At 34.4% G+C, this 12281-nt stretch carries 14 protein-coding genes; 4 read left to right on the forward strand and 10 right to left on the reverse strand.

Features of this window, described 5'->3' with window-relative positions; genetic code table 11:
* Positions 1-23 precede the first annotated feature (23 nt).
* A complete protein-coding gene (locus P5P89_RS17935; RefSeq protein WP_278009538.1) occupies positions 24-1364 on the forward strand; it encodes an inorganic phosphate transporter in 1341 nt (446 codons plus the stop codon).
* 117 nt (positions 1365-1481) lie between these two features.
* Here the strand turns inward: P5P89_RS17935 and P5P89_RS17940 are convergent, their stop codons facing one another.
* Positions 1482-2231: an acyl-[acyl-carrier-protein] thioesterase gene (locus P5P89_RS17940; protein WP_278009539.1), complete on the reverse strand. Its 750-nt coding sequence runs from the start codon at positions 2229-2231 to the stop codon at positions 1482-1484.
* A gap of 83 nt (positions 2232-2314) precedes the next feature.
* Positions 2315-3235, reverse strand: a complete 921-nt coding sequence (gene miaA / locus P5P89_RS17945; RefSeq protein ID WP_278009540.1) for a tRNA (adenosine(37)-N6)-dimethylallyltransferase MiaA — start codon at positions 3233-3235, stop codon at positions 2315-2317.
* Between miaA and P5P89_RS17950 the strand changes: the two genes are divergently transcribed.
* A complete protein-coding gene (locus P5P89_RS17950; protein WP_278009541.1) occupies positions 3236-3394 on the forward strand; it encodes a hypothetical protein in 159 nt (52 codons plus the stop codon).
* On the opposite strand, the gene P5P89_RS17955 is transcribed toward P5P89_RS17950, so the two are convergent.
* From P5P89_RS17955 to P5P89_RS17980, 6 genes are all read right to left on the reverse strand, one after another.
* The gene (locus P5P89_RS17955; protein ID WP_278009542.1) at positions 3391-4227 is read right to left on the reverse strand and encodes an ion transporter; all 837 of its coding nucleotides are present in this window, start codon (positions 4225-4227) and stop codon (positions 3391-3393) included. The genes P5P89_RS17950 and P5P89_RS17955 overlap by 4 nt on opposite strands.
* Before the next feature lie 29 nt (positions 4228-4256).
* Complete coding sequence (locus P5P89_RS17960; protein ID WP_278009543.1) at positions 4257-5618, reverse strand: exonuclease domain-containing protein; 1362 nt, start codon at positions 5616-5618, stop codon at positions 4257-4259.
* A gap of 124 nt (positions 5619-5742) precedes the next feature.
* Positions 5743-6090 carry a four helix bundle protein gene (locus P5P89_RS17965; RefSeq protein WP_223680961.1) on the reverse strand — a complete coding sequence of 116 codons (348 nt, stop codon included), beginning with the start codon at positions 6088-6090 and terminating at the stop codon, positions 5743-5745.
* 57 nt (positions 6091-6147) lie between these two features.
* Positions 6148-6837 (reverse strand): YggS family pyridoxal phosphate-dependent enzyme, encoded by a 690-nt coding sequence (locus P5P89_RS17970; protein ID WP_278009544.1) that lies wholly within the window; start codon positions 6835-6837, stop codon positions 6148-6150.
* Between the two features lie 11 nt (positions 6838-6848).
* A complete protein-coding gene (locus P5P89_RS17975) occupies positions 6849-7742 on the reverse strand; it encodes a 3-hydroxyacyl-CoA dehydrogenase family protein (RefSeq protein ID WP_278009545.1) in 894 nt (297 codons plus the stop codon).
* Positions 7743-7830: 88 nt separating this feature from the next.
* A complete protein-coding gene (locus P5P89_RS17980) occupies positions 7831-8796 on the reverse strand; it encodes a Gfo/Idh/MocA family protein (protein ID WP_223680797.1) in 966 nt (321 codons plus the stop codon).
* Between the two features lie 204 nt (positions 8797-9000).
* On the opposite strand from P5P89_RS17980, the gene P5P89_RS17985 reads away from it, so the two are divergent.
* A complete protein-coding gene (locus P5P89_RS17985) occupies positions 9001-9642 on the forward strand; it encodes a protein-L-isoaspartate(D-aspartate) O-methyltransferase (RefSeq protein WP_278009546.1) in 642 nt (213 codons plus the stop codon).
* A gap of 143 nt (positions 9643-9785) precedes the next feature.
* Here P5P89_RS17985 and P5P89_RS17990 read toward each other — a convergent pair whose 3' ends face one another.
* Both P5P89_RS17990 and P5P89_RS17995 read right to left on the reverse strand, forming a co-directional pair.
* Complete coding sequence (locus P5P89_RS17990; protein WP_278009547.1) at positions 9786-10790, reverse strand: NADP-dependent oxidoreductase; 1005 nt, start codon at positions 10788-10790, stop codon at positions 9786-9788.
* 4 nt (positions 10791-10794) lie between these two features.
* Positions 10795-11595, reverse strand: coding sequence for an SDR family oxidoreductase (locus P5P89_RS17995; protein WP_278009548.1), 801 nt, complete (start codon positions 11593-11595; stop codon positions 10795-10797).
* Between the two features lie 98 nt (positions 11596-11693).
* Here P5P89_RS17995 and P5P89_RS18000 point away from each other — a divergent pair, with 98 nt between their 5' ends.
* Positions 11694-12128 (forward strand): winged helix-turn-helix transcriptional regulator, encoded by a 435-nt coding sequence (locus P5P89_RS18000; RefSeq protein WP_278009549.1) that lies wholly within the window; start codon positions 11694-11696, stop codon positions 12126-12128.
* Positions 12129-12281: the final 153 nt, after the last annotated feature.

A 12281-nucleotide genomic window follows, 5' to 3' on the forward strand; every position in this document is an offset into this window, starting at 1 on the left:
TTCAATTCTGAAGTTATAATTTTATGACTATACTTATAATTATTATAGTATTAGCTTTAATTTTTGATTACATCAATGGTTTTCATGATGCGGCAAATGCTATAGCTACTGTTGTTGCTACAAAGGTTTTATCTCCTTTTCAGGCCGTACTTTGGGCAGCATTTTTTAACTTTCTCGCTTATTGGGTCTTTGGATTTGGTGTTGCGGATACTGTTGCTAAAACTGCAGATACTATGCAAATAGATTTGGTGGTAATTTTAGCTGGGGTAATAGCTGCAATCTGCTGGAATTTACTAACCTGGTGGTTAGGAATTCCTTCAAGTTCATCACATACTTTAATTGGTGGTTTTGCAGGTGCAGCTGTGGCACATGCCATTGCGGTTCACGGTTTTTCAGGTTATATTGGTGAAGACGGTACAACACATTACTGGTACGAAATTGTAAGCTGGTACAAAGCAGGTAAAGATGGTGGAATGCCGTCTGGAGTTCTTATTATTATAGCTTTTATTGTACTTGCACCTTTGGTAGGGGCTTTGGCATCATATTTAATTTCTATTTGGCTTTTAAATGCTTCAAGAAAAAATATAGGTCCAAAAATATTTACAGTTCTTTTAATGATTGCCACTATTTGGTTTGTTTACACGCAAATGATTCCTTATGAGGAAATTATAAAAGACGGACATAAACCTCGTTTTGAATCTTCTGTTTTTTGGAGTGTTGCTTTTGAGCCACATAATATTAAGTGGCTTTTAGTAGCATTTATTGTATTGACTGTGAGTGCTTTTTGTTTGATATTTAGTAGTCTGAATATTCATCAGGCAGATGGTGCGTTAAAGAAAATGCAATTACTATCTTCAGCGGCTTTTAGTTTAGGACATGGAGGAAACGATTCGCAAAAAGTAATGGGTATTATTGCAGCAGCTGTAGTTGTGTATATTAATACACATCATGGAGTTAAGATGGATGAGTGGTTAGATGTAGTTCTGCCTTCTGAAACAGGTGAATTTAAGATGCCGCCTTGGATTCCCTTAGCATGTTATTCTGCTATTGCTGCGGGAACTTTGAGCGGAGGATGGAAAATTGTAAAAACAATGGGTTCCAAAATCACAAAAGTAAGTTCGTTTGAAGGTGTTGCTGCTGAAACTGCAGGTGCTTTAACACTTTACTTTACAGAGCATTTAAAGATTCCGGTAAGTACAACGCATACCATTACAGGATCTATTATCGGGGTTGGATTAACAAAGCGTGTATCTGCTGTTAGATGGGGTGTTACTGTAAGTTTGATCTGGGCTTGGGTATTGACGATTCCTATTTCGGCTTTATTGGCAGGATTGGTTTATTTTGTTCTGAGTGTGTTTATCTAAAAGTAAAATGATTTTTGTAAAATGTGAGAAGTAAAATCGCGTTTTAATACATATAAAAAAAGCTGTTTTCTTAATTGAAACCAGCTTTTTTGCTTTATGAATGTTTTAATAAAGCCTTTATTTTTTCCAGTTTAGTTGTAAGGCATAACAGGTTTTTTCTCCTTTGGTGATACTAAAAGTTGTGGCTGAGTTGTCTTCAATATCACTTTCGTGAATTATTACAGTATCCTTTAATGAAAGCTCCTTCATGAAATTCATTTCAAAGCTTTTTACTTCCTGCTTCAGAATTCTTTTAGGGTTGACATGATCGAGACACCATTCCAGATATTTTACATTATTAACATGATTGACAATATCAAGATCCGATAAATAAACTATTTTTTCGAATACAGCTTCTTTTTCGTGATTGATATTGATTTTTGAAAAGCCTTCTGTTGTGGCTCTTTTATCCGGAAATAATTCAAAATGTTCATAAGGTAATGCCAAAGCTTCCGGACGGCGTAATTGAGTGTTAAAAACCGCCCAATACGTTTCGCAACCCACTATTTTTTTTCCATTGACATGCATTTCCAGTGCACGTACAGAACGTGAATTTTCAAGGCTGTTGATCCAGGTGGTTACCGTTACAATATCCCCTGATTTTGGCAAAGCATCAACTTCTACACGCATTCGGCTTAAAACCCATGCCTGATGAAATTCCTGCATATCATAAAAACTGATACCGCCAATTTCTGAATGAGCCGCCGCTGTTAACTGTAAAATATTGCAGAGGTCTGTATATTTTAAAAAACCGTTTGGGGTACATTGTGTAAAATTGATTTCCCAGTCTTTGCTTAGAATGGAGGTAAAGTTTGGTGATATTGGCATTTTAATTTAGACTTCTTAGATTGTTGAACTTCTTAGATTTTGGATTTTTTCGAAAATAGAATAAATATTAAAGAAGAAAGATTTTATTTTACAATTTCCTCAATATAATTTATAATTACTTTTCTATCTTCAGCATAATCAAACCATTTGGTGTTTTCGTTTCGTTTGAACCACGTTAATTGTCTTTTAGAAAATCGTCTTGTGTTTTTTTTGATTTCGTCTATAGCGAAAGGCAAAGTGAATTCTCTGTCAAAATAACTGAATAATTCCCTATAACCGACCGTTTGAAGCGCATTTAACGCTTTATTAGGATACAAGGCTTTGGCTTCTTCCAGCAAGCCTTCGTTCATCATAATATCGACACGATGATTGATACGGTTGTACATTATTTCCCTGTCGGCTTCTAAACCAATTAAAATTGGGGTAAAGTTTCGGTTGTTTTTCTTTTGATTCAAAAAAGAGGAATATGGTTTTTTAGTTCCGATGCAAACTTCAACAAAACGCATCATCCTTTGAGGGTTTTGAAGTGTCTGCGGATTTTCTAAAGTGATTTTCTGAAAGTAATCAGTATCCAGATTTCTTAATTGTTCCTGAAGATACTCGATTCCGAGTTTTTCGTAATTTGAATTTACTTCTGAGCGTACTTTTGGATCGATTTCAGGAAACTCATCAAAACCTTTTAAAACGGCATCGACATACAATCCGGAACCACCGATAAGAATTACAAAATCATTATTTTGGTACAATTCTTCGATTTTTGCTAAAGCTTCTTTTTCGTAATCGCCAACAGTATAATTTTCGAATATCGATTTATTTTGGATGAAATGATGTGTTGCAGCTGCAAGTTCTTCCTGATTCGGAACGGCTGTACCAATGGTCATTTCACTGAAAAACTGACGGCTGTCACATGATATGATTTCGCATTTAAAATGTTGTGCCAAAGCAATACTCAGGGCTGTTTTGCCTATGGCTGTTGGTCCGACGATGGTAATTAGGTATTTCATATGTTTTTTAGCCCGGATGGAAATGAAAACCCCGGACTTATATTTGTTCGTTTTTGTGGCGTAAAAGAAGCGACTTTAGAAGCTGCTTTTAGGACTTTAAAAAACAACAAAGATAAGGAGGAGTTGCAATGTACAGCCGGAATAGCTTCTAAAAATTAATGATGTAATTCACTTCCGCATTCATGACAGAATTTAGCGTTATCAAAATGAAGTTTTGAACCGCATATCTGACAGGAGTTTTTTGTACTGACAGTATTGTCACGAAGGCTTTTCTTGGCAAATTCGGCTGTAACTATTCCGGTTGGAACTGCTATGATTCCGTAACCCAAAATCATGACCAGTGCGGCTATAAACTGGCCTAAAGGGGTTTGCGGAGAAATATCTCCATAACCCACCGTTGTAAGTGTTACAATTGTCCAGTAAATACCCATTGGAATACTTGTAAATCCGGAATCTTTGCCTTCGACCAGATACATTAAAGAGCCAATGATTACAGTACTGATGAGGACAAAATAGATAAAAACCAGGATTTTTTCCTTACTGGCGTCAATAGCTTCTTTTAACTGAAATGACTGATGAGAAATCTGCGGAAGCTGAAGGATTTTGAATAAACGAAGGAAACGAAGTGCTCTTACGATGGATAAAATACTGGCTCCGGGGAAAAATATCGACAAATACATGGGTAAAACGGCTAATAAGTCAATTATTCCGTAAAAGCTGAAAATATATTTGACCGGTTTTTGTATAGAAATAATCCTTAAGACATATTCAATGGTGAAAAAGATGGTGATTATCCATTCGCAGATCCATAACTGGTAATGGTATTTAGAACTGATTCCTTGAACGGTGTCGAGCATGATTAATAAAACGCTCAATAAAATCAGGCCTAAAAGAACCAAATCGAACATTCGTCCTAACATGGTATTGGTGCCGTAAAGAACGATTTTGACTTTTTCCCTAAAGATTTCGTATTGTGATTTTTTCTTTTTCATATCCTTAAAGATAATCAAAGTTCTGTTTGCTAAAAGTAAAGTATTTTTAAAGACTTGCTTTTTCGGATGTATTGCTGAATAATGTTTTTTACGTCGCGATTGTGCTGCATCGGAATCAGGATTTTTTTCAGGATTTCGATATTGGTAATCTGATAATTTAAATCATAATAAGCATAACCTTTATAAATTCCGTTTTCGATTAAAATAGCACTTCTTTCGTTTACGTTTCGCCCTCTGTCGAGCAGAATCATGCTTTTGTTTTCAAAACTGTTTTCAGAAATAAACTGCTGTACTCTTAAATTGTAGATTTCAGGAGTGATTTCGCCGATGCAGGCACCGTCACATTCTTTGATTTTATATTGAAAACACTCTTTTTTAGTTTGATATAAACCTGTTAGTTTTTGGCATAGATGGTACTTTGCAGTAAATTTGAAAAGCGCATTTTTGCCTTCCTGCAAAGAAGCGAATGACGTAATTTCTTTTTTGCGTCCATCGGCTTTTCCGATGCTTACATTCAGATAACCGTTTGCATCTTTTTCTACATAAATGGCGTACGGGAAAACAGTCTTTTTTTGTGAGCGATTGTATCTCGGGCGATTTATTTTTACTTCCTGGCTTTCTTTTAATAAAGCAATTAATTCGCTTCCTGTTTCTTCATAGGTAATGGTAAAAACTTCTGCCTGAATTCTTTTGCTCTTGGTTGTAATTCCGGTAAAATGCTGATTGACTCTTTTTCGGATATTTTGGCTCTTGCCGATGTAAATTAAATTTCCGCCTTCGTTATGAATGTAATACACACCGGTTTTAGCAGGCATCTGGTTTACAAGATCCTGAAGCTTTGGTGAAATCCCTTTTTCAATTTCAAATTTCACAAAATCTTTGACAATGGTTTTTTCCAGGTCTTTTTCCAGTAATATTTTGAATAGTTTAGTTGTCGCAATGGCGTCTCCGCTGGCACGATGTCTGTCGGCTATCGGAATTCCGAGTGAACGGACTAATTTTCCTAAACTGTAAGAAGGCTGTTCTGGAATTAATTTTTGAGCCAGTTCAACAGTACAAAGTGTTTTAGATTCGAAATTATAACCTAAGCGTCTGAATTCAGTACGCAGGATCCTATAATCAAAAGAGGCGTTGTGCGCTACAATAATACAGTCTGAAGTAATTTCAATAATTCGTTTGGCAACTTCATAAAACTTAGGCGCAGAACTCAGCATAGCATTGTTGATTCCGGTTAATTTAGCCACAAAAGGCTGAATCGGAATCTCAGGATTGACAAGGCTGATGAACTGATCAACTACTTCATGACCATCGAATTTATAGATGGCGATTTCGGTAATTCCTTCTTCATTGAATTGCCCTCCGGTGGTTTCTATGTCTAATATTGCGTACATTTTCAAATGTCAAAAATCAATGACAATATCAAAAATCAATATCAATTACAATGTCAAAAATCAATGTTTTAAAATTGAAATTCTTTATTGAAATTGTCATTGTATTGCTATTGTTATTGAAAAATTACTTTTTATTTATTATCATTTTTGATGAAATTGCAATAAGTTGTTCTACTTCAGTAAGAAGCTTGTTTCTTTTATCGTTATCACCTTCTTTTATATAATCTAATATTTTTAAAGAATTTCTGGATTCCTTTAATTCTTTTACAACTAATGAAACTTTAAATATAAAATCTTTATCAGTTACTGTACCCTGTGCTTCACCGAAATTTAAAGAAGCACTTCCAGACGATCTGATTAATTGGTTTTTATAATATTCATTTTCAAAAATTCTTTCTAATTGTCTTGTAAAAAATATACATTCTCCAGCAAAACGAATCAGACGATCATCAAAATTGAATATTTTTTCCATTTATATTTTAAATTTTAAAATTGATATTGCCATTGTCATTGTCATTGCCATTGACTTTTATCTCCCTCCAAAAATGCTGCTCCCAATCCTAACCATGGTACTTCCGCATTCGATAGCCAATTGATAATCACCGGACATTCCCATTGAAATCGTAGAAAAATGTGCTGCTGTAGAAATACATTGCTGTGTATCCCTGCATTGTGCGTCTTTGTTTTGCAATGAATCAAAAATGGATTTTAAATACAGGAATTCTTTTTTGATCTGGTTTTGGTTTTCTGTAAAAGTTGCCATTCCCATTAATCCTAAGATACGAATATTTTTCATCTCTTTAAATTCTGATGAAGACAATAATTCTGAAAGTTCTTTTTCGTCAAGACCAAATTTAGTTTCTTCTTCGGCAATGTATATCTGAAGCAGGCAATCTATAACGCGATTGTTTTTTAGCGCCTGTTTGTTGATTTCCTGTAATAATTTTAAGCTGTCAACTCCATGAATCAAATTTACAAACGGTGCCATGAATTTGACTTTATTCGACTGAACATGACCAATCATATGCCATTGAATGTCTTTTGGCATTTGCTGATATTTATCGGCCATTTCCTGAATTTTATTTTCGCCAAAAATTCGCTGGCCGGCTTCGTAAGCCTGAATCAAATCTGAAACAGGTTTTGTTTTTGAAACCGCAACTAATGTAACATGTTCAGGTAAGCTTTCTTTGATTTTATTTAAGTTCGATGCTATTGACATTATTAAATTTTTTATGCAGAAAGAAATTGTTTAGAAATCTTCTCTGCCTTTTTACTTTCGCTGTAATCATAAAAACCTTCACCAGATTTTACGCCTAATTTCCCAGCCCTTACCATATTAACTAATAACGGGCAGGGAGCATATTTAGGGTTTTTGAAGCCGTCGTACATTACATTTAAAATGGCAAGACAAACATCAAGACCAATAAAATCAGCTAATTGGAGCGGTCCCATTGGATGTCCCATTCCTAATTTCATAACCGTATCGATTTCGTAAACTCCCGCAACTTTGTTATATAACGTTTCAATTGCCTCGTTTAGCATAGGCATCAAAATTCGATTGGCAACAAAACCCGGATAATCGTTTACTTCAACAGGTGTTTTACCTAATTTCTCAGATAAATTCATGATGATTTTGGTTACTTCATCGCTGGTATTATAACCGCGAATGATTTCTACCAGCTTCATAATCGGAACCGGATTCATAAAATGCATTCCGATAACGCGTTCAGGATGTGCGACTACAGCTCCAATTTGTGTAATTGAAATAGAAGATGTATTCGTTGCTAAGATTGTATTGTGTGAGCAGGATTCGTTTAATTGTTTGAAGATATTCAGTTTTAGTTCAACGTTTTCAGTTGCTGCTTCTACTACTAAATCAACCCCGACAACTCCATCCTTAATATCAGTATAGGTAATGATATTGGTGATTGTTCTGGCAACTTCTTCCTGCGTTATTGTTCCTTTAGCCAGCATTCTGTCGAGATTAGCAGCAATAGTTGCCATTCCTTTGTCTAGTGCTTTTTCAGAAACATCAATCAGTTTTACAGTAAAACCGCTTTGTGCAAAAGTATGTGCAATTCCGTTACCCATAGTTCCGGCACCAATTACAGCTATAGTTCTCATTTAATTTTGTATTTATATTTTAAAATTTAAGGTTTAAAGTTACTTTTCAGCAAGCTTTAAACCTTAAATTTACAATTTATATTTTGTCTTATTTTTTAAAACAGTCAATTATTTGGTATGCCACACGTAAAGCATCTGTTGCCTGTTCCAATGTTACAACCGGAGTTGTATTATTATTGATGGCATCAGCAAATGCATTTAATTCGTCTAAAATGGCGTTGTTCTGTTCTACATCCGGATTGGTAAAATAGATTTGTTTTTTCACTCCTTCAGCATTTTGAAGGATCATGTCAAAATCTCCCGGAACTTCTGGGGCGTCTTTCATACGGACTACTTCACATTTTTTCTCTAAAAAATCGACTGAAATATAGGCATCTTTTTGAAAAAAACGTGTTTTGCGCATGTTTTTCATCGAAATTCGGCTTGCAGTTAAATTGGCAACACAGCCATTTTCGAATTCAATTCGGGCATTGGCTATATCCGGAGTTTCACTAATTACCGAAACACCACTGGCATTAATGTGTTTTACCTTTGAATTTACAACACTCAAAATCGCATCAATATCATGAATCATTAAGTCCAGGACTACTGGTACATCTGTACCGCGAGGATTAAATTCGGCTAAACGATGTGTCTCTATGAACATCGGATTTTCGATCATGTTTTTGGTAGCGATAAAAGCAGGATTAAAACGTTCTACATGACCGACCTGACCTTTTACATTGTACTCGTTTGCCAAAGCAATTATTTCTTCGGCCTCTTCAACAGTGTTGGCAATTGGTTTTTCTATGAAGATATGTTTTCCTGATTTGATGGCTACTTTAGCGCATTTATAGTGCGAAAGGGTTGGGGTTACAATATCGATTACATCCACGGCGTGGATTAATTTTGCTATTGTGTTGAAGTTTTTATAGCCGAACTCTTTTGAGATTCTTTCGGCATTTTCCTGATTTTCATCGTAAAATCCAACTAATTCATATTTGTCAGACTGTTGTAATAAGCGTAAATGTATTTTACCTAAGTGACCGGCACCTAAAACTCCTACTTTTAACATTTGAATGTATTTTAAACAAAAATAGAATTTATTTGTCGAAAGTGAAAAAGAATTTAGCTAATTGTGAATTGTAAATTCTGAATTAGGAGTAAGGGCTTTCGACTTTTCACTTTTAACCTTCAACTTTATTAATTTAATAATTAAAAATCAATATTTGATTTCCTGTTTTGTTTCTTATTTTTGCGAAAATAAAACCTACCTATTTTGAAAGATACTGCCAAACATCAAGGACTTCGCAATCAATTAGTAAGCACTTTAGAGCAAAAAGGGATTACTGATAAAGCGGTTTTGGATGCGATAAAAAAAATCCCGAGACACCTTTTTTTAAATTCGAGTTTTGAAGATTACGCTTATCAGGATAAGGCTTTTCCTATAGGAGCAGGGCAGACTATTTCGCAGCCCTACACGGTTGCTTTTCAATCGCAGCTACTGGAAGTAAAAAAAGATCATAAAATTCTAGAAATTGGTACAGGATCTGGCTATCAGACTGCTGTTTTATTTATGCTTGGAGCCAAAGTTTATAGCGTTGAAAGACAGAAAGAGCTGTTTAAAACAACTTCGAATCTATTTCCGAAATTAAATATCAGACCAAAACATCTTTCATTTGGGGATGGATATAAAGGACTTCCTAATCATGCTCCGTTTGACAGTATTATTGTTACTGCCGGTGCTCCCTTTATTCCGAAGCCGTTGATGGCACAGTTAAAAATAGGAGGAAGACTGGTTATTCCACTTGGGGAAGACGTTCAGATTATGACATTGTTAATCCGAAAAAACGAAACGCAATTTGAAAAACATGAGTTTGGAGAATTTAGATTTGTGCCATTATTAGAAGATAAAAATTAGAAATAAATGCCCCACAATAATTTAATATTTATGGGGCATTTTTATTTGGAATCAATAAGCAAAAATGTTTTATGGTCTTAGAGAATTAGTTTTCACAATAGTTATTATGGTAACTGAAATTTACCGAGCTGTACATACAAAAATTACTTAATCTTAATTACTACTTTTCCTCTGGATCTCCCTGTTTCAACATAAGACAATGCTTCGTTAGTCTGTTCGAATGAAAAGACTTTATCAATAACAGGTTTTATAATCCCAGCTTCAATCAGTTTTGTTATTTCGCTTAACTGTCTGCCTTCTGCTCTCATAAACAGAAATATAAAATTGCTGTTTAATTTTTTTGCTTTTTTCTTTACTCCCAGACTAATCAATTTCGTTACTAATTTTAAATACCAGGGCAAACCAATTGTTGTGGCAAATTCAGGCGTTGGTGGGCCAACTAATGAAACAAGCTGCCCGCCAGACTTTAAAATTCGTAATGATTTTTCTAAAATTTTCGAATCTCTGTTACTGTGCAAAACAAGATCATAATCTTTCAGTTTTGTTTCAAAATCTTCCGTTTTGTAATCAATAATAAGATCGGCACCAAGAGATTTTACTAATTCAATATTTTTTGCGCTTGTAGTTGTGGCAACAAAAGCCCCCAAATGCTTTGCTAACTGAATAGCAAATGTGCCAACACCACCAGAACCAGCCTGAATGAAAACTTTTTGCCCTTTTTGTATTTTTCCTATTTCAACAAGAGCCTGCCAGGCAGTTAGCCCAACCAAAGGAATAGAACCTGCTTCCTCCATTGAAAGGTTTTTGGGTTTTAAGGCAACATCATTTTCATCAATAGAAATGTATTCAGCAAAAGTACCAACCCTATAATCTGAGGGACGAGAATACACTTCGTCGCCAACCTTAAACTTGCTGACTTTAGAACCTATTTTGGTTACAATACCTGCCACATCGTGTCCATTTACAAATGATGGCTTGTAGGGTAAAAACAGTTTAAAATCACCATTTCTAATAAGTGAATCTAATAAATTAACACCTGCCGAATGAACTTGTACCAATACATCATTTTCGTTTACACTTGGTACTGCCCAATCTGTCAAATGTAATTTTTCTTTTTTGCCGTATTTTTTTACTATGAATGCTTTCATTTTTTTAGGCTTTGTTTAATTGTTTAAGAACATTTTTTTCTAAAACTCCATAAGCAAAATGTTGCAGGTTTATTAAGGCAGAAGTCCCTTTACCCACAATATTTCTAAATTTTGGTTTATCTGTTTGAACTACTTTAAGCACTTTTTCTGCAACCATCGCAGGATCTTCGGCCTGATCTACCAAATTTTCTGTGAATTTTTCAATCTTATTTCTTAACGTATTGTAATCTTCAATTTTATTTAATGTTGTAGTGGAATTATCTAAAATGCTTGTTTTAAAAGCAGCCGGTTCAATCATGGCAACACTAATGTTAAACTCGTTCAATTCGTATCTTAATGCTTTAAAATAACCTTCCAATGCGTGTTTTGAAGCCGCATAGTAAGCTGCATTAGGAAATGACACAAGCCCTATAATTGAACCAACAGTAATTATTTTACCAAATTTTTGTTTTCTAAAATGGGGTAATACAGCATTAGTTACTTTAATAGTTCCCCAAAAGTTAGTTTCCAATTGTTGTCTGCCCAACTCAACAGGTGTTTCTTCTGCAATACCTGAGACTAAAAAGCCGGCATTATTGATAAGAATATCCAATTGCCCTATTTTCTTAAAAATTCTTTCCGAAAAACTATTTATCGATTGTTCTGAATCAAGGTCTAATGCTATCATTTGAAAAGGAACCTTACCTATATACTTTTCAGAATTCCGACTTGTGCCAATTACATTATAACCGTTTTTGTGTAACTCGTTTGCGATAAGTAAACCAAAGCCTGAACTTGCACCCGTTACTAAAATATTTTTTTTCATTTTTATTTGTTTTAATTTATCTGTAAATTAGCTTGCTAAATGCAAGTGCAAATATATAAACAACTTTTAAAATGCAAGTTAAAATTTAAAAATAATTTATGGAATTGAATAAAAAAAGATCAAACTGCCCACTGAGCTGCTCTCTTGACGTGTTTGGAGACAAGTGGTCTTTGCTCATTATCAGAGATTTGATGTTCGGAAATAAATGTACTTATAATGATTTTTTAAAGTCAGATGAAGGTATAGCTACCAATATTTTAGCATCTAGACTGAAAGGGCTTGAAGAAAATGGTATTATTGAAAAATCAGCTCACCCGGACAGTAAAGCAAAATTTTTGTACAAACTGACCCCAAAAGGAATTGACTTATTGCCCATAATTATGGAAGTCTATATTTGGGCGGATAAATATTACGAAATGCCAGTTGACCTAAAAGCAACAATTCAGGAAGCCAGAAAAGACAAGGAGAAATTTGTAAAACAGATTACAAAGGAATTGAAAATAAAAATAAAAGATAAAAAAAGCGACAGCTAAAAGAAGTGCCACCATAACTATTTAAGAATAAAACAACCTTTTTTAAATCGATTTTAAAAAGGTTGTTTTGTTTTTTCGAACCTCCAAAAGTAGCTACCAGGTTGTAAAAAAGTAAAGCTTTGTAACCATATAAAGTTACTATTTTATGTTTTT

Origin of the sequence: Flavobacterium gyeonganense, from assembly GCF_029625295.1 — a bacterium.
In the GTDB taxonomy this organism is placed as follows: Bacteria; Bacteroidota; Bacteroidia; order Flavobacteriales; family Flavobacteriaceae; genus Flavobacterium; species Flavobacterium gyeonganense.